This is a genomic window from Bacillus sp. JNUCC-22 (assembly GCF_018861275.1).
GTDB classification, from domain to species: Bacteria; Bacillota; Bacilli; order Bacillales; family Bacillaceae; genus Bacillus; species Bacillus velezensis.
Genome location: NZ_CP076408.1, coordinates 1313694 through 1336462, shown reverse-complemented (window position 1 = coordinate 1336462; position 22769 = coordinate 1313694). Strand labels below are relative to the sequence as shown.

Annotated in this window: 24 protein-coding genes, 1 pseudogene and 3 riboswitches; of the genes and pseudogenes, 8 read left to right on the top strand and 17 right to left on the bottom strand. The window is 46.0% G+C overall.

From position 1 onward, the window contains the following. Positions 1-72: 72 nt before the first annotated feature. From JNUCC22_RS06965 to JNUCC22_RS06955, 3 genes and pseudogenes are all read right to left on the bottom strand, one after another. Positions 73-348, bottom strand: coding sequence for a DUF3219 family protein (locus JNUCC22_RS06965; RefSeq protein WP_108654840.1), 276 nt, complete (start codon positions 346-348; stop codon positions 73-75). Between the two features lie 349 nt (positions 349-697). Beyond that, a pseudogene (locus JNUCC22_RS06960) lies at positions 698-793 on the bottom strand (NADPH-dependent 7-cyano-7-deazaguanine reductase QueF); the annotation flags it as partial. 1 nt (position 794) lies between these two features. Next, positions 795-1541, bottom strand: coding sequence for an SDR family NAD(P)-dependent oxidoreductase (locus JNUCC22_RS06955; protein ID WP_015239743.1), 747 nt, complete (start codon positions 1539-1541; stop codon positions 795-797). Positions 1542-1709: 168 nt separating this feature from the next. Between JNUCC22_RS06955 and JNUCC22_RS06950 the strand changes: the two genes are divergently transcribed. Further along, positions 1710-2078, top strand: a complete 369-nt coding sequence (locus JNUCC22_RS06950) for a winged helix-turn-helix transcriptional regulator (protein WP_032871326.1) — start codon at positions 1710-1712, stop codon at positions 2076-2078. Positions 2079-2574: 496 nt separating this feature from the next. Here JNUCC22_RS06950 and queF read toward each other — a convergent pair whose 3' ends face one another. From queF to JNUCC22_RS06915, 6 genes are all read right to left on the bottom strand, one after another. Continuing rightward, positions 2575-3069 (bottom strand): preQ(1) synthase, encoded by a 495-nt coding sequence (queF, locus tag JNUCC22_RS06940; RefSeq protein WP_003154673.1) that lies wholly within the window; start codon positions 3067-3069, stop codon positions 2575-2577. Between the two features lie 17 nt (positions 3070-3086). Further along, positions 3087-3818 (bottom strand): 7-carboxy-7-deazaguanine synthase QueE, encoded by a 732-nt coding sequence (gene queE / locus JNUCC22_RS06935; RefSeq protein ID WP_108654841.1) that lies wholly within the window; start codon positions 3816-3818, stop codon positions 3087-3089. Beyond that, positions 3811-4254: a 6-carboxytetrahydropterin synthase QueD gene (gene queD, locus JNUCC22_RS06930; RefSeq protein ID WP_007408455.1), complete on the bottom strand. Its 444-nt coding sequence runs from the start codon at positions 4252-4254 to the stop codon at positions 3811-3813. The genes queE and queD overlap by 8 nt, the downstream gene beginning before the upstream one ends. Beyond that, positions 4255-4914 carry a 7-cyano-7-deazaguanine synthase QueC gene (gene queC, locus JNUCC22_RS06925; protein WP_003154679.1) on the bottom strand — a complete coding sequence of 220 codons (660 nt, stop codon included), beginning with the start codon at positions 4912-4914 and terminating at the stop codon, positions 4255-4257. Positions 4915-5010: 96 nt separating this feature from the next. After that, positions 5011-5055, bottom strand: a riboswitch (PreQ1 riboswitch). A 108-nt stretch (positions 5056-5163) separates the two neighbouring features. Next, positions 5164-6285, bottom strand: coding sequence for a hypothetical protein (locus JNUCC22_RS06920; RefSeq protein WP_076424027.1), 1122 nt, complete (start codon positions 6283-6285; stop codon positions 5164-5166). Positions 6286-6382: 97 nt separating this feature from the next. Continuing rightward, the gene (locus JNUCC22_RS06915) at positions 6383-7420 is read right to left on the bottom strand and encodes a YkvI family membrane protein (RefSeq protein ID WP_012117417.1); all 1038 of its coding nucleotides are present in this window, start codon (positions 7418-7420) and stop codon (positions 6383-6385) included. A 401-nt stretch (positions 7421-7821) separates the two neighbouring features. Between JNUCC22_RS06915 and clpE the strand changes: the two genes are divergently transcribed. The 3 genes from clpE to motB all read left to right on the top strand — a co-directional run bounded on the left by clpE (position 7822) and on the right by motB (position 11660). Next, positions 7822-9918 carry an ATP-dependent protease ATP-binding subunit ClpE gene (clpE, locus tag JNUCC22_RS06910; RefSeq protein WP_108654842.1) on the top strand — a complete coding sequence of 699 codons (2097 nt, stop codon included), beginning with the start codon at positions 7822-7824 and terminating at the stop codon, positions 9916-9918. A gap of 169 nt (positions 9919-10087) precedes the next feature. Then, positions 10088-10903, top strand: coding sequence for a flagellar motor stator protein MotA (motA, locus tag JNUCC22_RS06905; protein ID WP_007408461.1), 816 nt, complete (start codon positions 10088-10090; stop codon positions 10901-10903). Then, on the top strand, positions 10875-11660 hold the full coding sequence (gene motB / locus JNUCC22_RS06900) for a flagellar motor protein MotB (protein ID WP_003154685.1): 786 nt from the start codon (positions 10875-10877) through the stop codon (positions 11658-11660). Before motA ends, motB begins: the two co-directional genes overlap by 29 nt. A 35-nt stretch (positions 11661-11695) precedes the next feature. On the opposite strand, the gene JNUCC22_RS06895 is transcribed toward motB, so the two are convergent. After that, positions 11696-12142, bottom strand: a complete 447-nt coding sequence (locus JNUCC22_RS06895; protein WP_007408463.1) for a MarR family transcriptional regulator MhqR — start codon at positions 12140-12142, stop codon at positions 11696-11698. Positions 12143-12340: 198 nt separating this feature from the next. Here JNUCC22_RS06895 and JNUCC22_RS06890 point away from each other — a divergent pair, with 198 nt between their 5' ends. Beyond that, entirely contained in the window at positions 12341-13858 is a 1518-nt protein-coding gene (locus JNUCC22_RS06890) for a sporulation kinase KinD (protein WP_046559543.1), read from the top strand. Between the two features lie 211 nt (positions 13859-14069). Here JNUCC22_RS06890 and JNUCC22_RS06885 read toward each other — a convergent pair whose 3' ends face one another. The 6 genes from JNUCC22_RS06885 to JNUCC22_RS06860 form a co-directional block, all read right to left on the bottom strand. Further along, the gene (locus JNUCC22_RS06885) at positions 14070-14330 is read right to left on the bottom strand and encodes an aspartyl-phosphate phosphatase Spo0E (RefSeq protein WP_003154690.1); all 261 of its coding nucleotides are present in this window, start codon (positions 14328-14330) and stop codon (positions 14070-14072) included. A 280-nt stretch (positions 14331-14610) separates the two neighbouring features. Continuing rightward, positions 14611-15147, bottom strand: a complete 537-nt coding sequence (locus JNUCC22_RS06880) for a 1,2-dihydroxy-3-keto-5-methylthiopentene dioxygenase (RefSeq protein ID WP_012117415.1) — start codon at positions 15145-15147, stop codon at positions 14611-14613. 15 nt (positions 15148-15162) lie between these two features. After that, entirely contained in the window at positions 15163-15792 is a 630-nt protein-coding gene (locus tag JNUCC22_RS06875) for a methylthioribulose 1-phosphate dehydratase (RefSeq protein WP_014417578.1), read from the bottom strand. After that, the gene (mtnX, locus tag JNUCC22_RS06870; protein WP_007610963.1) at positions 15750-16454 is read right to left on the bottom strand and encodes a 2-hydroxy-3-keto-5-methylthiopentenyl-1-phosphate phosphatase; all 705 of its coding nucleotides are present in this window, start codon (positions 16452-16454) and stop codon (positions 15750-15752) included. Before mtnX ends, JNUCC22_RS06875 begins: the two co-directional genes overlap by 43 nt. Continuing rightward, complete coding sequence (gene mtnW / locus JNUCC22_RS06865) at positions 16451-17665, bottom strand: 2,3-diketo-5-methylthiopentyl-1-phosphate enolase (RefSeq protein ID WP_159078063.1); 1215 nt, start codon at positions 17663-17665, stop codon at positions 16451-16453. The genes mtnX and mtnW overlap by 4 nt, the downstream gene beginning before the upstream one ends. Before the next feature lie 81 nt (positions 17666-17746). Beyond that, a riboswitch (SAM riboswitch) is annotated at positions 17747-17846 on the bottom strand. Between the two features lie 36 nt (positions 17847-17882). Then, entirely contained in the window at positions 17883-19079 is a 1197-nt protein-coding gene (locus JNUCC22_RS06860) for a pyridoxal phosphate-dependent aminotransferase (RefSeq protein ID WP_108654844.1), read from the bottom strand. 91 nt (positions 19080-19170) lie between these two features. On the opposite strand from JNUCC22_RS06860, the gene JNUCC22_RS06855 reads away from it, so the two are divergent. From JNUCC22_RS06855 to mtnA, 3 genes are all read left to right on the top strand, one after another. Further along, complete coding sequence (locus JNUCC22_RS06855; protein ID WP_015239733.1) at positions 19171-19950, top strand: carbon-nitrogen family hydrolase; 780 nt, start codon at positions 19171-19173, stop codon at positions 19948-19950. 92 nt (positions 19951-20042) lie between these two features. After that, positions 20043-20197, top strand: a riboswitch (SAM riboswitch). Positions 20198-20306: 109 nt separating this feature from the next. Next, entirely contained in the window at positions 20307-21491 is a 1185-nt protein-coding gene (gene mtnK / locus JNUCC22_RS06850) for an S-methyl-5-thioribose kinase (RefSeq protein ID WP_108654845.1), read from the top strand. Between the two features lie 6 nt (positions 21492-21497). Beyond that, the gene (gene mtnA / locus JNUCC22_RS06845) at positions 21498-22559 is read left to right on the top strand and encodes an S-methyl-5-thioribose-1-phosphate isomerase (protein WP_007408471.1); all 1062 of its coding nucleotides are present in this window, start codon (positions 21498-21500) and stop codon (positions 22557-22559) included. 31 nt (positions 22560-22590) lie between these two features. Here mtnA and JNUCC22_RS19510 read toward each other — a convergent pair whose 3' ends face one another. Next, positions 22591-22710, bottom strand: a complete 120-nt coding sequence (locus JNUCC22_RS19510; RefSeq protein ID WP_007408472.1) for a hypothetical protein — start codon at positions 22708-22710, stop codon at positions 22591-22593. Between the last annotated feature and the right edge of the window lie 59 nt (positions 22711-22769).

Sequence of the window (22769 nt, the reverse complement as noted above, 5' to 3'; positions counted from 1 at the left end):
ACCCCCCGAACAATCCGAACCATTTACATATCCCGCACAAAAGCTGCCGCCCGGCAGCTTTTTCAAATGAATTCAGATCTCGGTCATTTCTACAAAAAAATCATCGGTCTCACCTTTATTGTAAAGATTTGTGACGGATGTATAGTAGTTGGTTATTTTACCGCGGAATTCAAGCCCGCGCTCGGGCGCCTTGATATCAAATGTTTTTTCATACAAAAGAACGGCAATATCATGATACGTTTCAGAGGTCACCTTCAATATAAATGAAATCATGCGGCCGTTTTCACCCGCACTTTCTTTACAATCATACATTTTCAGTCTTACACCGTTTAACTCTAACGGCTCCATAACGAACACTCCTTCTTTTTACAGGACATGCTATCATGCTGACCATTCCTTTACAATTGATCCGCTCCGAATGAGAAAAAACTGCGCAGGCCTTTACAAACGTATGTTCCCTATTTTATAATGAAACAGACGAGCTGCCATCCAGCACCCGTCACGTATTGAAGCGGCGAGTACACTCCCCCCGGGTTTACTCGTCTTTTTCTTTTCTCCAAATGATCTCTCTTTTCCTTATAGAAGTTCTGTGCAAATATCATGCACCTTTTTGGCGGCGCGGCACAGACGAAAAATACCCCCGCTTAAAAGGCGGGGGTATTTAGGTTATATTCCGAGACCGTACTCCGTCTGAAAATTAACGGTTGTCAATCGTCTCCGGACACATATCATGATTCATCATCCGATGTTCGGCCATTTTTTCATATTTTGTTCCCGGTCTGCCGTAGTTTGTATTATACCTGTGCTAGCCCGCCATCTACGAACAATTCAACACCCGTCAAGTAACTGCTTTCGTCTGAAGCAAGGAAAGATACAGCGTTTGCTACTTCTTCAGGTGTCCCAACTTTTCCAGCTGGAACAGTATTTCTGGTATTTTCCATTGCTCCTTCAAGTGCATCACCAAAAAGCTCATCGTATGCAGGTGTAAGAATAACTCCTGGACTCACCACATTTACACGGATTTCAGTACCTTTTAGGTCAAGAATCCAGTTGCGAACTAGTGCTCTTAATGCTGCTTTAGATGCTCCATATACACTAAACGCTGGGTTGCCAATTGATCCAGCAGTAGAGCCCGTTACAATAATAGAACCTACTTTGTCCGGGAATAGTGATAACGCTTTTTGAACAGTAAAGATGGTTCCTTTAACGTTAATGTCGAACGTTCTATCAACCTGCTCTTCAGTAATTTCACCTAATGGAAGGAAGTTGCCGGTGCCTGCATTAGCAAAAAGAATGTCCAACTTACCTTTTTCCTGCTTTATCATGTCATATAGTTTGTCTAAGTCTTCAAGCTTAGAAATATCACCTTGAACACCGGTTACGTTCTTGCCAATTTGGTTAACAGCTTTATCAAGTTCGTTTTGTCTACGTCCCGTGATATAAACATATGCACCTTCGTTTACAAATTTTTGTGCTGTAGCAAGACCAATCCCACTTGTTCCACCCGTTACAAGCGCTATTTTACCTTCAAATTTACCCATACTTAACACTCCTTTAGAATTGATTTTATTTTATGTCTAGTACCTTTAAGTACTTGAAGAACAACTTACAAGATATAGTATCCTTCAGTAAGCACATTATCGGAAGTACCTACTTTTTTGTGATATAGTAACTAAAAAGTAATAAATGTGGAATGGAGAGCTTTAGACATGAAAAAATTTAGCTGTGGGTTTGAAGTGACAAAGGAAGTTATTGGCGGAAAATGGAAAGGCCTTGTATTATACTTTTTAATGAATGGACCAAAGAGAACGAGTGAATTAAAGCGCATGATCCCAAATATAACTCAGAAAATGCTGATTCAAACACTTAGAGAGCTTGAAGCCAGTGGACTTGTGAGCAGAAAGATGTATAATCAAGTACCGCCGAAGGTTGAATATTCATCCACTGAACTTGGAGAATCTCTTAAACCTATCTTGCAGGAGCTCTGTCAATGGGGAGGCCATTATGCGGAGCAAAAGTATGCAGAAGGTGAATATGAAATTGTACAACCAGAACAACTAAAGTTAGGATTGATGTAGCTGCTGAAGTAAATGCTAAACAACTTCAATACCATCACCTAACAGATGAAGAACAGTCAGAAATAAATGAGATATTCAATTTTGAAAGTGAAGTTCTAATAAGAAGTGTCATGGACTATATTCAGGAAAACTTTGATGAAATTCAAAAAAGAGCTGTTTCAAATGTTAAAGAGAAGGTTCAGAAACTTAGCCAAAAAATAAATGAAGATATTGATAATAATATTTAATGCCTATGATCTCTAGATAGGCATTTTTTCTTTCGGATAAAAAAGAAAAGACGTACAAATTGTACGCCTTAATCTGCTTCTGTACTATCAATTTTTCACTGCATAAAAGTCACAGTTCAGGTTGCACCTCAGGTCACACTTTTATTGAGCTTAGTGCTGGTCACACTTCGCTGTGACTCGGTCACAATTCCGCTGAAAACCAGCACTGAATGTTCGGATTTTACTGTGACTCCACTTCGTTTCACACTCCGTATCACACAACGGAATAATTACCGATTATCAATCGTCTCCGGGTACATATCATGATTCATCATCCGATGTTCGGCCATTTTTTCATATTTTGTTCCCGGTCTGCCGTAGTTTGTATACGGGTCAATCGAGATTCCGCCTCTAGGCGTGAATTTTCCCCATACTTCAATGTAGCGGGGGTCCATTAATTCGATCAAATCATTCATGATGATGTTCATGCAGTCCTCGTGGAAATCTCCGTGGTTGCGGAAGCTGAAAAGATACAGCTTCAGCGATTTGCTTTCCACCATTTTTTCGTCCGGAATATAGCTGATGTAGATGGTTGCAAAATCCGGCTGTCCCGTTTTGGGGCAAAGCGACGTAAATTCCGGGCAGTTGAATTTAACGAAATAATCACGGTTCACGTGTTTATTCGGAAATGATTCCAAAACCTCCGGCGCATATTCAAATAAATAGTTTGTCCCTTGATTCCCCAGGAGCGTAACTCCTTCTAATTCTGATTCTTTTCTTGTCATATAAATCTCCCTTTCTATTAAACTCCCCGTTTATTGCCCCAAAGCAGCGTATGCAGCTGAGGCAGGACTCTGACGAGATTCAGATCCGAATCGGCTGAAACCTTATCAACGAGTGTTTCGTATTTTCCGAGCAGATGTGCGATCAATGCCCGGTCGTCCGTCGTATGGACGTTATCGTTTCCGACCTGAAGATAAAACGGGATATTCGGATACCGCTTGTGCACGGTTTTCGCGAATTGCAGATCTTCATCATTAAAAATGACGACCTTTAAGCTGACCGCGTTAAGCCTTTTTGCCGCATCAAGTGAAGACACAATGTGATCGAGCTTTGCAAAATCGGTTGTCATCCCCGAACTTGGCGGCTTCGGTGAAATCGTCAGGTCGTTAATCATTGTGAACCAATCCTGATAGACCGTTCCCTGCGTTTCTAAAGCGGCGCGCACCCCGTGCTCTTTCAGCAGCAGAATCAGCGCGTCAAGCTGCTTTAACAGCGCCGGGTTTCCTCCTGAGATGGTGACATGGGAAAAGGCGTCTCCGCCGATTTCTCTCAGCTCGCGGTAAATGTCTTCCGCCGTCATCCAGCGGATATCTTTTTTGGCAGAGCCGTCCCATGTAAAAGCGGAGTCGCACCAGCTGCAAGAGTAGTCGCAGCCCGCCGTGCGGACGAACATGGTTTTCTGGCCGATAACCATGCCCTCCCCTTGTATCGTCGGTCCGAAAATTTCTAATACCGGAATTCCTTTAGCCATTCCTATCACCTTTTTTCGGGCGGTATACGCAATAGCTTGTCGGGGTTTCCCTGACAAAAATCTGCACGCAGACCGGCTGATTCTCCAGTGTTTCGAGGTAGGACTGCACCTTATCGTAAATCGTTTTGGCCACGACCTCGGTCGTCGGCAGTGAATATCTGTCATCATCAGCAGAAAACTCGTCATGGTCATTCAGCAATGTATGGTCATAAGCGCCGTGCACCAATTTCTTCAACACGCTGAAATTCACGAGAAAGCCCGAATCGTCCAGTTCATCCCCCGCAACTGTAATATTTACTGTATACGTGTGCCCGTGGACTCTGCTGCACGCTCCGGCGCTTTCGCGGGGAATAAAGTGCGCGGCTGAGATGTGCATGTCCTTATTCAACTCAAACGAATAAGGATGCTGAACCTGCGGGTAAATTTGAGAAAGCAATTAGTTCCGCTCTCCTTTCATTTTCATATATTCATCATATCCTTTATTGCGGAGCAGGCATGCCGGGCATTCGCCGCATCCGTCCGCAATGATGCCGTTATAGCAAGTCAGTGTGTTATTCTTTACAAAATCAAGCGCGCCGAGCTCATCCGCAAGTTTCCACGTTTCTGCTTTGTTCAGCCACATAAGCGGCGTATGAATGACGAACGGCTTTTCCATCGCCAGGTTGACGGTGACATTGCAGGATTTGACGAACTCGTCACGGCAGTCCGGGTAGCCGCTGAAATCAGTCTCGCAAACACCGGTGATAATGTGGCGCGCGCCAATTTGATATGCAAGAATCGATGCAAAGGATAAAAATACAAGGTTGCGTCCCGGCACAAAGGTTGTCGGCAGTTCCCCGTCCTTCGCTTCAATTTCGATATCATCTCTTGTCAGCGCATTCGGCGCGAGCTGATTTAAAAGAGACATATCAAGCAAGTGATTTTTGACACCGAGCTTTTCGGCAATCGATTTTGCCACATCGATTTCTTCTTGGTGACGCTGATTATAATGGAATGTAACGGTTTCCACTTCTTCGAAATTTTGCAAAGCCCATAATAAACAAGTCGTGCTGTCTTGGCCTCCGCTGAACACCACAACTGCTTTTTCTTTTTTCATGTCTTTCTCTCCCTTATCTATCATTCCATAAAAAAAGCGCCTTTTTCGGAGAAGGCGCCCTAAAAAACATAAAAAAACCGTATCCAAGGATACAGCTCGTCCTTAGTTTTTTATAGAGGGTGTAGCTAGAACCTCTCCCGCATCAATACGGATTTTCTTCTTTTTTCACTTTTGCTATCATACCATAATGTTGTTTCCCGTGACAATAAAAAAACAGCCTGAACCCTGTGTCAGGCTGCAAAATCGGGTTTAAGCCCCGCGTTTTTTCCCCGGAAATACCATCAGCGCAATCCCGATCAGAACAAATAAAGCAGGCCAGAAAACAGAAACCGGAATGATCGGCTGATTCGTCATCATAAAGCAAAGTGCTGTCAAGGTCAGCACCGCAACCGGGATGAGCAGCGCCTTCTGTTTCCCGCCGAACAGCCACAGCTCAAATAAACCGAATGCCGTTGCCAACAGGTAAACAGGCCATGTCACACCGGAGTAGGACCAATTGGTTGCCGTTTCAAAGACAAACAAGATCCCCGTAATCAATAAGATGCCGCCCGGTACGAGAAGTCCCGCGTTTTTGACAGGTTTCGGGCCGAAAATCGGAATGTGAAAAGCGGCGCCCAGCAAAAGAATGAGAGCGGGCCAGCCGCGTTCGCTGATGACTTCATTTGCATTGGTGAATATGCCGAAAATGCCCGCGGCGCACAGAACCGCCGCAGCAGTCAAAAGCCCTCTTTGCCTTCTGCCGAACAGCCAGGCTTCAAACAGGCCGAACGCAACGGCAAAGAGGTAGACAGGCGATGTCACATTTGCGTATGTCCAATCCGTCAGCGTTTCAAACCATAACAAGCAACCCGTCACAAGCAAAATGCCGCCCGGAATAAGAAGGCCCGATCTTTTTTTCGGCTGCATAAAGGCAACGGCGTGAAACAAAAGCGCGGCTGCGATGATCAAAAGCGGCCACAGCCCCGTCATCAGCATACCGGCAAAGCATAGTGCTCCCACGGCTGTCAGGATGAAAGCAGGAATCAATACACCTAACTTCCTCCCGCCGAAATACCACAGCTCAAACAGACCGAGAGCAGGCGCCCATATATAAACAGGCCACGTCACGCCCGAATACGTCCATCCCGTTGCCGTTTCAAAACAAAACAGGCAGCCCAGCACAAAAAACATACCGCCCGGAACGAGCAGTTCCGCCTGTTCAGGCGTTTTTTTCGCAAAAATAAATCCGGCGTGAAACCCTGCGGACATTATAATGAAAAGAAACGGCCACGCCGAACCTGCGGATATATGAATAACTCCCGCCCTCTGTAAAAAAAACGCAATGCCGATACAAATAAAAATAAATCCCAATAATACACGTCGAGCTTTCATCTCTTACTCCTCCCCATCATTTCCCAATTCATTATACAGAAATGTTAGGAAAAAAGAAGGGGAATTCCCAAAAAATACAGACATTTTCCTTATATCCTTATTTTTCTTTCGGGATTTTTTTGCAAATCAATGCGCCGATGAAAGCGAGGCTCACATACCCAAACACCGGATAAACGGTGGAAATCAGCTGTCCGTAGCCGATTTGGCTGATAATGAAAGCAAACGCCAAAATGCCGCCGTAAATATATGTACTTTTTATATGAAGAAAACTGTTTAATTGTTTTTCCAATCCGTATAAATTGCCGATGACCGACGTAAACACTTCCCCGAAAATAATAAACAAATAAATGATATGAAGCGAACGCGAATACGAATAGACGACTTGAGCCATCGGAATGTCAAACTCCAGCACATCCGGCAGCACCGATAATGATAAAAAGCTCGCGGCAAGCACCAGTGTCAACAGAACGCCGCCAAAATAAGCCCCCCTTCTGATCACCTTCTCTGAAGACATTTCATTCGCAAGCGGCACAAGGACGGCTTGGGCGAGCGATAAATTTAACGCGCCGTAAGAGACGGCGGACAAAAGCCAATTCCACTTGTCAGGCCATACCCATTCGTCCGCGTTTCTCGTGCTTGTAAATACAAATGAATCTGCTGTCACGATAAAAGAGAAGGAAATTAAAAGCGGCACAACCAATATATTGACGCCGAACACACCTTTAACGCCGCTTGTCATGACGGCAAAGCTCAGTACGATCGTCAAAAGGATCCCCGCTTGTGCGGACCAGCCAAGCTGTTCATGAAACAGCGCTCCCGCTCCGGACAGCATGACAGAGGTCACTCCCAGCAATATAAACATCATAAACATATTAACGGCGCGGCCGATGGACTTGCCAAATAAATATGTGTTCAATTCCTGATAAGATGCTGCATGAATCCGTTTGGAAATGATCATGATTTTGGCGCCTAAATATGTAAACATCAGACCGCTTACCACGATACCGAACAGACCGATCCAGCCAAACTTCAGAAAAAACTCAACGATTTCCCGTCCCGTGGCAAAACCGGCTCCTACAACCGTGCCTACGTATACAAATGCAAGCTGACTTGCAGAACCTTTTGTTTGTCCCATTTCACCCTCCGGCTAAGCGCAGATTTGTCCAGGCCTTTATATATGCTTATGAGACAAGTCGCCCGAAAAGACGAACAAATCGTCCTTCCCCGGAGAAAACAGATTCAGCTCTCTCCTCTAAGCAAAAATATTGAAAGAAAAAAAGGGCCGGCGTATACTCTTCATCAAGAAAGGTCAAAGCATTTCATTTCCTTTCTGACTATATTGGTCAAAAATAATCAAACCTCACAAATATCACTTATCATGCTGTAAACATTTATTTTTCGGGGTTTGGAACAAAACACTTGAAAGTCAAAGAAGGTCAGAGTATACTATTAATCAAAGAAGGTCAAAGTTAAGACCTTATTTTCTAATCCATTTGGTCAAAGATGATCAAACATTTTTCGAGGAGGTTTTGGCAAATGCGTTGTCAACATTGTCAGAAAAACGAGGCGACGATTCGCCTGAACATGCAAGTCAATTCCATTCAAAAACAATTCGTTTTATGTGAAACATGTTATACAGAATTAACCCGAAAACCGTCTATGAGCATGGGGCCGCAATCATTCGGATTCCCGTTTGAGCAAGGTTTCGCTCCCAATCAAAATAAACAGCAGGCCGGCTCTGAAAAAGGCCTGCTCGACGAGCTCGCTCAAAACGTCACAAACGGCGCAAAAGCAGGTCTGATTGACCCTGTGATCGGCCGCGATCATGAAGTGGCGCGCGTAATTGAAATTTTGAACCGCCGGAATAAAAACAATCCGGTGCTGATCGGTGAGCCGGGCGTCGGTAAAACGGCTATTGCAGAAGGCCTCGCGCTTAAAATCGCTGAAGGTGATGTGCCGAACAAATTGAAAAACAAAGAGCTTTACCTGCTTGACGTCGCTTCTCTCGTCGCCAATACAGGGATCAGAGGCCAGTTTGAAGAAAGAATGAAACAATTAATGAACGAATTAAAAGAACGGAAAAACGTCATCTTGTTCATTGACGAGATTCACCTTCTTGTAGGCGCCGGCTCTGCCGAGGGATCAATGGATGCCGGGAACATCCTGAAACCGGCGCTTGCCAGAGGCGAGCTGCAGGTCATCGGGGCGACAACGCTGAAAGAGTACCGCCAGATTGAAAAAGATGCGGCGCTTGAAAGACGCTTCCAGCCTGTCATGGTTCACGAGCCTACAATAGAACAAGCCATCAGCATTCTGGAAGGCATTAAAGATAAATATGAGAAATACCACGGCGTCACATTCAGCAATGAAGCGATAAACGCCTGTGTTACGCTTTCATCCCGTTACATTCAGGACCGCCACCTGCCGGATAAAGCGATCGACTTATTAGATGAAGCCGGCTCTAAGGCGAACCTGGAGCTTGATACCGTAAATGAAGAAGATGCGGCTGAGAGACTCAAAGCAATTGACGCGGAGAAAACAAAAGCGCTTCATGAAGAAAATTATGAGCTTGCCGCGAAACTGCGTGATGAAGAAGCGGCGTTGGAAAAGCAGCTGGCACAAGAAGCTCCGGCCTCTTCACCTAAAATCGGGGCGGAGCATATTCAAGCCATCATTGAACAGAAAACAGGCATTCCGGTCGGAAAACTCCAGGCTGATGAACAAGTCAAAATGAAGGAACTTGAAGAGCATCTTCATCAGCGCGTCATCGGTCAGGAAAAAGCCGTGAAAAAAGTGGCGAAAGCGGTCAGACGAAGCCGCGCCGGCTTAAAATCCAAAAACAGACCTGTCGGCTCCTTCCTCTTTGTCGGACCGACCGGAGTCGGAAAAACCGAGTTATCAAAGACACTCGCAGATGAACTGTTCGGTACAAAAGATTCCATTATCCGTCTCGATATGAGTGAATACATGGAAAAACACGCCGTATCAAAAATCATCGGTTCACCGCCGGGATATGTCGGACACGATGAAGCCGGTCAATTAACGGAAAAAGTGCGCCGCAATCCGTACAGCATCGTGCTGCTCGATGAGATTGAAAAAGCCCACCCTGATGTCCAGCATATGTTTCTGCAGATTATGGAGGACGGCCGTCTGACAGACAGCCAGGGCAGAACGGTCAGCTTCAAAGATACCGTTTTGATTATGACAAGCAACGCTGGAACCGGCGAAAAACAGGTGAAAGTCGGATTCCAATCTGAAGAGAGCGTCCTGGAAGAACAAACGTTGATTGATTCACTGAGCGCGTTCTTCAAACCGGAGTTTTTAAACCGGTTTGACAGCATCATTGAATTCCAATCCCTGAAAAAAGAACATCTCGTGAAAATCGTCAGCCTGCTTCTCACAGAGCTTGAAGACACATTAAAAGAGCGCGGCATCAGCCTGAACGTCACCGATGATGCGAAAGAAAAAATCGCTGAAATCGGCTACCACCCAGCTTTCGGAGCACGCCCGCTCAGAAGAACCATCCAAGAATTGATCGAGGACGAAATGACAGATCTCTTATTGGATAACAACGATATAAAAGCCTTCCATGTCGTAATGGAAGAGGACGGCATCAAAGTCCGGGCACAATAAGAAAAAAGCGGTTCCCTCCTCGCGGGGAGCCGCTTTTTTGTTTCTTTATCCATGTCAGAAGGGAGAAACTGTGAAGAATTCGGGAACAATTTCTCAATCACCCTAAAGTTCCATGCACTGCCACCGATATTAACCATAGAAAGCTAGTATAAAGGATTTGGTGAAAACTATGGATAAAACATCGATTATCGGTATCATCCTCGCCTTGATTGCTTTAAGCGTGGGCATGGTGCTGAAAGGGGTCAGCTTAAGCGCACTCGCTAACCCGGCAGCTATTCTGATTATTTTGTTCGGTACGATTTCTGCGGTGATCATCGCATTCCCCGGAAAAGAAATCAAAAAAGTGCCTGCCCTTTTTAAAGTGCTGTTTAAAGAAAACAAACAGCTGACAATTGCGCAATTAATTCCTATGTTCTCTCAATGGGCGCAAATCGCCAGACGTGAAGGTCTGCTTGCATTGGAAGCAAGCATTGAAGACGTGGATGACGCATTTTTGAAAAACGGCCTGAGTATGGCGGTTGACGGACAAAGCGCAGAATTTATCAGAGATATTATGACTGAGGAAGTTGAAGCGATGGAAGACAGACACCAGGCCGGCGCAGCCATCTTTACACAAGCCGGCACATATGCGCCGACACTCGGCGTTTTGGGTGCGGTCATCGGCCTTATCGCGGCTCTTTCCAACATGAACAATACCGAGGCGCTCGGACATGCCATCAGTGCGGCTTTTGTCGCCACCCTTCTCGGGATTTTCACAGGATATGTACTATGGCATCCCTTCGCCAACAAACTGAAACGCAAATCAAAGCAGGAAGTCAAACTGCGTGAAATCATGATCGAAGGCGTTCTGTCAGTGCTTGAAGGACAGGCCCCGAAAGTGATCGAACAAAAACTTCTCATGTATCTTCCTGCGAATGAACGCGCAAAAGTCGCTGAACAAGAAGGAGAGGCAAACAATGGCGAGAAAAAAGAAGAAGAAGCATGATGACGAGCATGTGGATGAGTCTTGGCTGATCCCGTACGCGGATTTGCTCACCCTTCTTTTGGCTCTGTTCATTGTATTGTTCGCCATGAGCTCGGTCGATGCGGCGAAATTCCAAATGCTGTCTAAATCATTTAACGCCGTGTTTACCGGAGGCACGGGTGTTCTTGAATATTCAAGCGTCACCCCTCCTGAAAACGAAAAAGACGGCGTTGATCAGTTAAAAAAAGACAAGGAAAAAGATAAAGAACAGAAAAAGAAAGAAAGAGAAGCAGCCGACCGCGAAGAACTTGAAGGCGTGCAAAAGCAAGTCAATCAATTTATAAAAAATAAAAAGCTTGAAACTCAGCTGGAAACAAAGCTGACTAAAGAAGGACTCTTAATTACCATTAAAGACAGTATCTTTTTTGATTCCGGACGGGCGGATATCCGTCAGGAAGATATTCCGCTTGCCAAGGAAATCTCGAATCTCCTTGTGCTGAATCCGCCAAGGAACATTATTATCAGCGGACATACGGACAATGTACCGATTAAAAACTCACAATATCAATCTAACTGGCATTTAAGCGTCATGCGGGCCGTCAACTTCATGGCTATTCTCACGGAAAACCCGAAACTTGACGCAAAAGTATTCAGCGCCAAAGGTTTCGGAGAGTATAAACCGGCCGTGTCGAACAAAACCGCCGAAGGGCGCAGCAAAAACAGGCGCGTCGAGGTATTGATACAGCCTAGAAACGCCGCGACTGACCAAAATCAGTAATATAAAAAAGGAAGCCTTTCAAATGGCTTCCTTTTTTATTTCTGATGAAAATGTTTAGCGTTTAACCCCACTCTTTTCAGCATTTCCGTACACATTTCTATCTCTTCATCACTCAACACACTGATCATTTCTTTAATTTCGTCAGCATGATCAGGGAAAATATCGTCCAAAAGACGGATTCCCTTTTCGGAAATCTGTGCGAAAGTCACTCTTCTGTCAGTCGGCGAGGCTTTTCTGATGAGAAGTTCTTTTTTCTCTAATTTGTCAACAACGTATGTAATACTTCCGCTCGCTAATAAAATTTTGTCGCCGATCTGCTGAAGCGGCTGGTTGCCTTTGTGGTACAGCAGCTCAAGCACCGCAAATTCCGTCGGGTTCAGGCCGTGCTTATGAATATGTTTATTCATATGGTCGTTAATAGATCGGTACGCACGTGACAGTACAATAAATAATTTCAATGAGTTTTCTGTTTTATCCGTCATACATTCAATCATCCTTTTACAAAAGAAACCGTTACAGAGAAACATTAATAAACAAAATGAAAAATGTCAACAAAAATGTTTCCAAAATTTCTCTTCTTTTTGTCTGACCTTAATAAAATAATTTGTTTTTCTATCATTTTGGTTATTTTTTCTTATTAAAGAAGTATAAAAATGATATAATACCTCTATTCAAGTGTAATGTTGGAGCGATGCAGAGTGAATACATTTAAAGGTGCCCGGGGAAAGATCAAGCTTTATCTCATATTGGTGATCATCCCGGCACTTATTATCAGCTTTTTCATTTATGAAAAAGAAAAGCAGAAAATAGCCGATAAACACATACAGGAAGCCAGTATGATGCTCAACCTTCACCGCAATAAGCTCAATTATTTAATCGGTGAAACAAAAGCACGGATGACAACACTTGCGATCGCTGTCGATAAGCCTGTCAATGAAGAAAAGATCATTGACATTCTCGATCAGGCTTTTGAGGATGAACCCAGATTCAGCGGTCTGTATATGCTGAATTCCAAAGGTGATGTCATCGCAAGCACGACTGATCTGAAATCAAAGGTGAATTTGGCCGACAGACCGTATTTTACGAAGGCGAAAAAGACGAAAAAAACGGTCATCACAAATGACTACTCCAGCAGAATTACAGGCCAGCGCATCTTCACGATCTGCGTGCCGGTGTTAGACGCAAAACGGGAAGTCACGGATTATTTAGTAGCCGCCATACAAGTCGATTATTTGAGAAATATGATCAATATGCTGAGCCCTGACGTTTATGTCAAGGCAACCAATCAGAATAAAGTGATATTTGCCAGCGGACGGGCTGATCAATCAGAAGGTGTGAAACCGGTCAGCGGCTATCTGGATGATATTAATTGGAATATCAATGTTTATCCGAAACCGGTTGAGCTGAATGAGCTGACCAAAAGCGTGCTGCTGCCGATGTCCAGTATTGCCGTGCTGCTGAATATTCTGTTCATCCTCGTTCAATATTATTTGCTTAAGCGCAAGACCCAGCTGGAGCGCGCTCAAAATGAAGCGCAGAAATTGGAGCTGATCGGAACGCTTGCCGCCAGCACCGCCCATGAAATCCGCAACCCGCTTACAGGGATCAGCGGCTTCATTCAGCTTTTGCAGAAAAAATACAAATCGGAGGAAGATCAGCTGTATTTCTCAATTATTGAGCAGGAGATTAAACGGATCAATCAGATTGTCAGTGAGTTTTTAGTGCTTGGAAAACCCACTGCTGAACGGTTGGAAGTGAACTCGCTGCAGGATATTCTTGATGAGATTATGCCGATTATTTATTCTGAAGGGAATCTATACAATGTGGAAGTGAATGTGGAGATTCTCGTCAATCGGCCGCTCAAGGTCAACTGCACGAAAGACCATATTAAACAGGTGATTTTAAATGTCGCGAAAAACGCGCTGGAATCCATGCAGGAAGGCGGCCGGCTGTCCATCTATTTAGAAGCCCGCGATCATAAAGCAGTCATTAAGGTGGCCGACAACGGAATGGGCATTTCTGAAGATATGCTTGAGCACATTTTTCTTCCGTTTGTAACGTCAAAGGAAAAAGGCACCGGCCTCGGCCTTGTCGTATGTAAACGAATCATGCTGATGTACGGCGGTTCGATTGACATTCAAAGCGAAGTCGATAAGGGCACAGAGGTCACCATTACCCTCCCTGCCGCTTCTCGATGAAAAAAAACACCCTGGATCGGGGTGTTTTTTATTTAAAGAAGAGTATGTGTAAGAGGATATACGAGAGGAACGGCATCATAGCCGGCAGATAGTACGAGGCGCTTCGTGAGCCGTGTCAGCGGAAAAATGTGCTGACTGTACGCGGTCATCTTTCGGATGCGGCGCTTGATCAGGAAGCGCATTCAGTCTTCGTTATCTGTTTTATCATCAATCATTTGTTTGCTTCATATGCAGGCATGACGTCACCGCGGGAGAACAAGCCTATTTTCTTCACAAGGCCCTGTATTCCTTGGTGATGTGTACGATCACGGTTTACCAGCTGCTGATACGCGTTCATCAGACAGTCCAGTTCCTGGCTGTGCCTGATCGTGTCATATCCTGTAAACCCTTGCCTGTTAGCCGCATCTATCATCATTTTTCTTTTTTTATCAATAGATACAAGCAATTTTTCTTGTTCAGAATAACTGCCCATTCACTTCACCCCTCACCGCTAAAAGAATAGGAAACAAGTTTGATTGGGTTATTGAGCATTATTACAGATTATACTTTATTTGTAAACATTTTTTTACTAAATAACTTATTTTTTCATTTCATATTGGAATCTTTAGCATGAATACGAGAATAATACCCATTCGGGTAATGATATAAACAGAATGCGGCATATTCAAGAATTAAAAAACAGCCACAGCTGACTTTATATTACAATAAAAAACCTCTCATGCCGGCGTGGGCATGAGAGGTTCGGGCGTCTATCAGTTTTGCACACTTTCATTTTCGTAAATCGGCACCCAGCCCTCAGTCGTCACGAAGATTCGGATTGCGACGACCCGGCGGTCTTCCTGAAGCGTAAAGTAGTGGCGGATGTTCTCCGGAACTGAAATCAAATCTCCCGGATTTAAACGGACGTCGAAAAATGTGCCGTCTTTGCCTTGAATGACGAAGATGCCGTGTCCGCTGACGATAAAGCGGACTTCATCATCCGTGTGGTGATGTTCTCTTTGGAAATTTTTTAATAATTCATCAAGATTCGGCGTGGTGTCTGATAAAGAAATGACATCCTGAGACTGATATCCGCGCCGGGCTGAAATGTCCTGAATCTCCGTGTCAAACACCGCGAGAATCCGTTCTTTTTCATCTTCGGTTAGGTCGTATTTTTCCGAAAGCTCAGACGGAAGTTTTTCAATGTTCCACTGCTCATAGATCACCTCTTGTTCGTCTAAGAAGCGCGCTACTTCTTCCTGATGTTCAATGAGCGTATTTTTTTCGTCATGAATTCTGATGGTCGCCATTTTCTATTCCTCCTTTTATTTTACCAGCTGCGGCCGAAGTGACAGAAGCTTGAGGTGACAGCTGAATAAAAATTCATAGGCTTCCAGCACCCTTTTCGCTTCAAATGCGGTCCGCCCCCATGCCGTAATGCCGTGATTGCGGATTAACACCGCGCCTGAGCCGGCGTCCGCATGGTGCGCGAAGTTTTCGGCCAATGCCGGGATATGCGCCGGATTGTCAATGATCGGAACGGTCACGGACGCGTTTTCCTCCCATAATCCGAGCGCCTTAATCATCTCCTGCCCCTGAAAAGTGATTTGTTTTTCATCCCCGTAAAGCTCTGAGATGACATTATTATTGACAGTATGGACATGCAGACAGCAGCCGGCGTCTGTCTTTTGGTATAAGTAAGTATGGAGAAGCGTTTCCGCTGAAGGTTTTAAAGAATGGCCGGTCTCAGCGGGCTTCCCGTACTCATCGATTAAGAGAAAATCTTCGTCTGTTTCTTTTCGTTTGTCTTTTCCGCTCGCCGTAACGAGAAAAGTCAGCGGCCCGTCGGATACTTTGATGGAAAGATTCCCGCTCGTTGCCGGGAACCAGTCTCTTTCAGCCAGCTCGCGTTTTACCTCGGCAAGTTCGCGCCAGCGTTCTTCTTTTGCAGCCATGCCTGCACCTCCCCGATGTTTTCAATGCCTGTTTTCACCTCATGAAAATCTTGAAAAGGCAGATGCCGGAGGCCGAGTTCTTTGCATTCAGTCAAAAGATAATCTCTCGCAAAGCACATATCGGACAACTTTGCAGCCTCGACATCCGTGACCGAATCACCGATCATAACGAGAAATTTCTGCTGATCGGATAGCTTCCGGATGACTGACGGTTTGCAGCAGCCGCATTGATTGGTACAGTCTCCATCACAAGCGTGCGGCCAGTCTATATGAATATATTCATGGTCAAAGGATGCATGATTGCAGAAAATCCGCTCCTTTTCTACGATCCCTTCCAAAAGCGGATGCACAAAAAAGTCCATTCCCCCGCTTACGATATAAAACGGGAGGCCGTTTGACCGGACAAACGAGACAAAATCCAAAAAGCCGTCCCGTATTTTCGCATCCTTCAGGATAAAGCCGGTCAGTTCTTCTTTTAAGCTGCTCGGCAGCAGTCCGAACATCCGGCCGACTCCTTCTTGGATTGATATGCTTTTAGACAGAACACCGTCTTTTATTTCAAGCCACTCAGGAGGCGCGAATTCTTTCATCATACTGACAATGTTGTCGTTCATGGTGACCGTTCCGTCGAAATCACAAATAATCAGCGGCGTGCGGGTCATACGGCTTCCACCCTTCCCCATTTGTCTAATGCGAGCTGAAGATCTTTGCACGACGCGGCTTTTTCTTCAATCGGCTGCGCTTCAAGCACCGCATCAATGACGGCGCGGAACGCTCTTCCGCCGCCCTCGGCTCCTTTCGGATGGCCGTGAATGCCTCCGCCGGCATTGATGATGTGATCGATGCCGAAATCGCGCATCAATAATGGCACCATACCGGGGTGAATGCCTGCTGACGGGACGGCAAACGACGGATGAAAGACATCGTCTTTTACACATTCATCATGGATTGCAAGTGCGGACTCCTTCGGAAGAGCAACGGATCCGTAAGGTGACGGAAATAAACTGAAATCAGCGCCGCAATAGCGGTTCAGCTTGCCGAGCAAAAGCGCATGCGACAAGCCGTAAACAGGAGATGATGTGAACGCGCCGCTGACTGCCGGGTGCGCCATGATCGGAAGCGGGATTTCCCTGTCTTCAGCAAGGCTCTGCATCACATCTAAACCATAAGCGAACACATTCAATAAAAGCGCGTCCGCCCCGAGTTCTGCCGCGCGCCTCGCTTTATCCCGCAATTCAGCGGTCCTTCCCGTAAGGTTTACGGCATACAGCGTTTTATGCCCCGTCTCCTCCCGGGTTTCCTTCAGGACTTGTTTTCCTTCGATAATGCGGGTTTCAAACGGAGCCAGTTCATTTTCAAAGAAAATTTCGTCGTCTTTAATCAGATCCACGCCGCCGAGCGCCTGCTGTCTGAGCTGTTCTTTAATGTCGGCGAGATCCCGTCCGATCACGCCTTTAAATATGCTCATCAGAAGCGGTCTTTCAAATTCGCCCAGCAGTTTGCGGATACCGTATATACCGAATTTCGGCCCGGGAAGGGAGCGTTTAAACCCTTCGGAAAATTCAAGATCAGTCAATTTTATTTTTCCGTCCAGTGACAGCTTTCCGAATACCGTCGTCAGGACGGCCGGAATATCTCTTGAAAAGTTCGCCTCGGGATAGGCGATGGTGATGACGGATTGTGTTTCGTTTTCTGAGGTTCCTTCTATCTCCTCAACTTTTACGACCCGCCCTTTATGTTTTCTGAGCTGTTCCTGCTTCACCAGGGGCAGGTCAGTCCAGGAGCCTACTGTCAGCCCCGCCGCAATCTGTTCCGCCCGCTTTTCACTGTCCGTTGTGTCTGTCAGAAGATATGTTGCCAATACCTCGCTCATGCGTGAACGCCTCTCTTTCTTTCGCAAAACATAAAAAAACCTCTTCCGTATGAGCAGAAAGAGGCTTCGTGTTATGTCCGAATCTTATCTCTCAGCTCCTGCTGCAAGAATTAGCACCGTGCTTTATCAGTCGGTTGCCGGGCTTCATCGGGCTCGTCCCTCTGCCTGCTCTTGATAAGAATAATGATTTTATAAAGTATTTTGAATTATCGCATTGTTATCCTGATATGTCAATGCTTTTTCGGGTGAAAAGATTCAGTTTCCCGATCCGTTCCGCAGCTTCTTTAAGTCTTTCTTCACTTGTCAGAAGACCGACTCTTATATAGCCTTCCCCCCATTTTCCGAACCCGTTTCCGGCAGCGACCGCGACATCCGCTTTCTCGAGCAGCAGATCTGAAAACGACTGTGACGTATAACCGTCAGGCACAGGGAGCCATGCAAAAAAGGAGCCCGCCGGAGCCGTCACATCCCAGCCGATATCGCGGCAGGCTTTAATCCATGCATTGCGTCTCGATTCATATCTGTCATTTTGCGCTGCGACGCATGCCTGATCCGCTAAAAGAGCGGCTGCCGCCGCCTGCTGCGCCGCGGGAAACAAGCTGACAAACATATGATCCTGATATAGGTTGATCGCTTCGATGACAGAAGCGTTTCCGACGGCAAATCCGACCCGCCAGCCCGCCATATTATACGTTTTGGACAAGGTATAGATTTCGATTCCCGTCTCTTTTGCGCCTTCGGTCTGCAAAAAGCTCAGCGGTTTATGCCCGTCAAAGCCGACGGCTCCGTACGCGAAATCATGAATGACACAAATGCCGTTTTGCTCCGCAAAACCGACCGTCTCCTCGAAAAACGCCTCTGTCGCCACAGCGCCGGTCGGATTATTCGGATAATTGAGATACAGCAGCTTCGCCTCACTCCGCACCTTTTCAGGAATTACGCTGTAATCAGGGAGAAACCCTCTTTCTTCTGTCAGCGGCATCATTTCCATTTTCGCTTTTGCAAGGGCGACGCCCGACCAGTAATCAGGATATCCGGGATCAGGCACCAGAATGGTATCTCCCGGGTTTAAAAGACATTGCGGAAGCTCAACAAGTCCCGCCTTGCCTCCGAACAGCACGGCGACTTCCGTTTCCGGATCAAGCGTGACCCCGTACTCCCTTTCATAAAATGCAGCGGCTGCTTTTTTGAAGCTGTAAGCGCCCCGGAATGATGAGTATTTATGATTTTCCGGCCTTTCGACGGCGCGCTTCATTTCTTCAACGATATGCTGAGGCGTCGGCTGATCAGGGTTTCCCTGCCCTAAATTGATGACGTCTCTGCCTTCTTTCAGCTTTTGATTCACTTTTTGCACCAATGATGCGAAAAATTGTTCCGGCAGCTGTTTGAGTACATCTGAGATTTCAAAGTTCATATTTTCACCTTCTAAAAATGTCTTGAAATGATAGTCCATCATCATATATGGTTAAATAAAAAAAGTAAAGAGAAACTTGAGGTGTTAAAAAATGAAATGGACCGTTTCCTGTTTGCAATTTGATATTTCATACGGAAATCCTTCAGAAAACTTTAAAAAAGCAGAATCTTTGATTGAGCAAGAAAGCCGCCATGCTGATGTAATCGTGCTTCCTGAGTTGTGGACGACCGGCTATGATCTCACACGGCTAGACCAGCTGGCGGATGAAAACGGCAAAGTTTCGGAACAATGGCTTAAAGAAACGGCAAAAACATACAACGTACACCTCGTTGCCGGATCTTTTGCGGTCAAAGAAGGCGAAAATGTCTATAACACCATGTACATCGCCGATAACAGCGGACAGATCGTGAAGCGGTATCAGAAAGCCCATCTGTTTCAGCTGATGGATGAACACCTTTACTTGGCAGCAGGAAACAGCGACGGTTCCTTTGAGCTTGACGGTGTCAAGTGCGCCGGGCTGATCTGCTATGATATCCGTTTCCCCGAATGGATCAGAAAGCATACGTCCCAGGGCGCGAATGTCCTGTTTATCTCTGCGGAATGGCCTCTGCCCCGCCTTGATCATTGGCGAAGCCTGCTTATCGCCAGAGCAATTGAAAACCAATGTTTTGTCGCAGCCTCTAACTGCACGGGGTCCAATCCCGATAATGAATTTGCCGGCCACAGCCTGATTATTGACCCGTGGGGCCGGATTTTAGCCGAAGGAGACCGGACGGAAGGCGCAGTCCGGGCGGAAATCGATGTGTCAGAAAGCGCGGACGTGCGGGGAACCATTCCGGTTTTCCAAGACTTGCGGCGTGATTTATATTAATTTTCAAAAAAATGTTGACAAGAATATCCGGCACCTGCTAATATTTTCATCAACTGATTAATCCGAATTGTGATACAAATCAATATATTTTTCTCTTATCGAGAGTTGGGCGAGGGATTGGCCTTTTGACCCCAACAGCAACCGACCGTAATTCCATTGTGAAATGGGGCGCGTACATTTTGCGCCGAGACGATTGTCTCATAAGGCACGGTGCTAATTCCATCAGATGTTATCTGAGAGATAAGAGGCGGACTGCACTGTTTCAGCCTCCTTCTCTTTCAGAGAAGGAGGCTTTTTTTCGGGCGTATTCTCCGTCACGATCTCTTACTGCCACTACATAATTGGAGGGTAAATCCATGTCAGCAACTAAAACAAGTCTTTATGAACAATTAACAGAAAGCTCCGCCGCCGCGTTAGCCGTCAAGCTCGGCTTATTCCAAAGCAAAAGCACTCTGACATGCCGTGAAATCGGCGACGGCAATTTAAATTACGTCTTTCATGTTTACGATAACGAAAACAAAAAAGGACTGATTATCAAACAGGCGATTCCTTACGCGAAAGTCGTCGGTGAAAGCTGGCCGCTTACCATTGACCGGGCGAGAATCGAAAGCAGCGCCCTCATCCGCCAGGGCGAACACGTGCCGCACCTCGTTCCGGCCGTTTACTATTCCGATACTGAAATGGCCGTCACGGTAATGGAAGACCTCTCGCATTTGCGAATTTCAAGAAAAGGGCTGCTGGAAGGGCAGCATTATCCGAACTTATCGGTTCATATCGGTGAATTTTTAGGGAAAACGCTCTTTTACTCATCCGATTATGCGCTTGATGCGAAAGTAAAGCAGCAGCTCGCAAAGCAGTTTACAAATCCTGAGCTTTGCAATATTACGGAAAGGCTTGTGTTTACAGAACCGTTTCTCGACCATGAGACAAACGATTTTGAAGAGGAGCTGCGCCCATACGCAGAAAAAGTTTGGAACAATTCCCGGCTGAAAGAAGGCGCTGACGAATTGAAAGCCATCTTTCTGAATTCCGCGGAAACATTGGTTCACGGCGATCTGCACACGGGAAGCATCTTCGCAGATGAACATGAAACAAAGGTGATTGACCCCGAGTTTGCTTTCTTCGGACCGATCGGGTTTGACATCGGCCAATTTATCGCCAATCTGCTGTTAAACGCCCTCAGCCGCGACGGTGACGACAGACAGCCGTTATATGATCATACTGCCGCCGTATGGGATACATTTGTGAAAACATTCAGTGAAGCATGGGAGAAAGACTGCTTGCCTTCCCGCAGACACCTGCTGGAAGACACACTGAAAAACGCGTTTGAGGAAGCGGTCGGTTTTGCGGGATGCGAACTGATCCGGCGCACGATCGGACTCGCTCATGTGGCTGACTTAGATGAAATCACTCCGTTTGACAAACGAATCGAACGGAAGAAGCTGGCGCTTGACATCGGCGCCTATTATATCGAAAACAGAAAAGAACTGAAGCATATCACCGAGGTTCTGGACCAATTTAAGCTCCGTGTAAAGGAATGATGCAGCATGACCAATGAATTTGCCATCCCCCGTTCTGTAGAATGGAAAGAAACCTACATCCGCATTTTAAATCAGCAAAAGCTTCCCGACGTCACTGAATATGCGGAACTTAAAACAAAGGAAGATGTATTCGACGCGATTGTCACGCTGAAAGTAAGGGGCGCCCCGGCCATCGGTATAACCGCGGCGTTCGGACTCGCGCTCTCCGCCAAGTCGTTTGAAGCCCGCGACCTTTCAGATTTCCGACGTCAGTTCGCGGATGTCAAAGCATATTTAAACAGTTCAAGGCCCACTGCCGTCAACCTCGCGTGGGCGCTTGACAGACTGACGGATTCCATCAGGGATGCGACCTCAATCAATGAAGCGAAGACAACGCTCGTTCATGAAGCCATTCAAATTCAGATTGAGGATGAAGAAACATGCCGTATGATCGGCCAAAATGCGCTGCACCTTTTTAAAAAAGGCGACCAGATCATGACCATCTGCAATGCGGGCTCGATCGCCACAAGCCGGTACGGTACGGCGCTTGCTCCCTTTTACTTAGCGAAACAAAAAGACCTCGGCCTTCATATCTACGCATGTGAAACAAGACCCGTTCTCCAAGGATCACGGCTGACGGCGTGGGAGCTGATGCAGGGCGGAATTGATGTCACGCTCATTACCGACAGCATGGCCGCCCATACAATGAAGGAAAAACATATTTCTGCAGTCATTGTCGGCGCTGACAGAATTGCAAAAAACGGTGATACGGCCAACAAAATCGGAACGTACGGCCTCGCTATTTTGGCAAACGCCTTTCAAATTCCGTTTTTTGTGGCCGCACCGCTTTCGACATTTGACTTGCAGATTGAAAACGGCTATCAGATTCCGATTGAAGAGAGAGATCCGGATGAAGTCAGACAGATCTCCGGCATACGCACCGCTCCCGAAGATGTGCCGGTCTTCAATCCGGCCTTTGACATCACACCGGGCAGCCTGATTTCCGGCATTATAACCGAGAAAGGAATTGTGACCGGCTCTTACACGGAAGAAATTGAACAATTATTCACTGACTGCCAGCTGAGCTGAAAAACCGCTGATGATATTGCCTCAGGCAATGTCAGCGGTTTTTTTGTCTGCACAATGTAATCACTTCATCTTTTTGGACGGCTGTAATGAGATGCATTTTAAAAAACAGCTCTGCATAACCGGCTATCTTTTGCGGACGGCTCATTTTCATCAGGCTTCGTCCTCCTTTTTCATCAGACCAACTTTTTTCACTTAATAAAATGATATGTC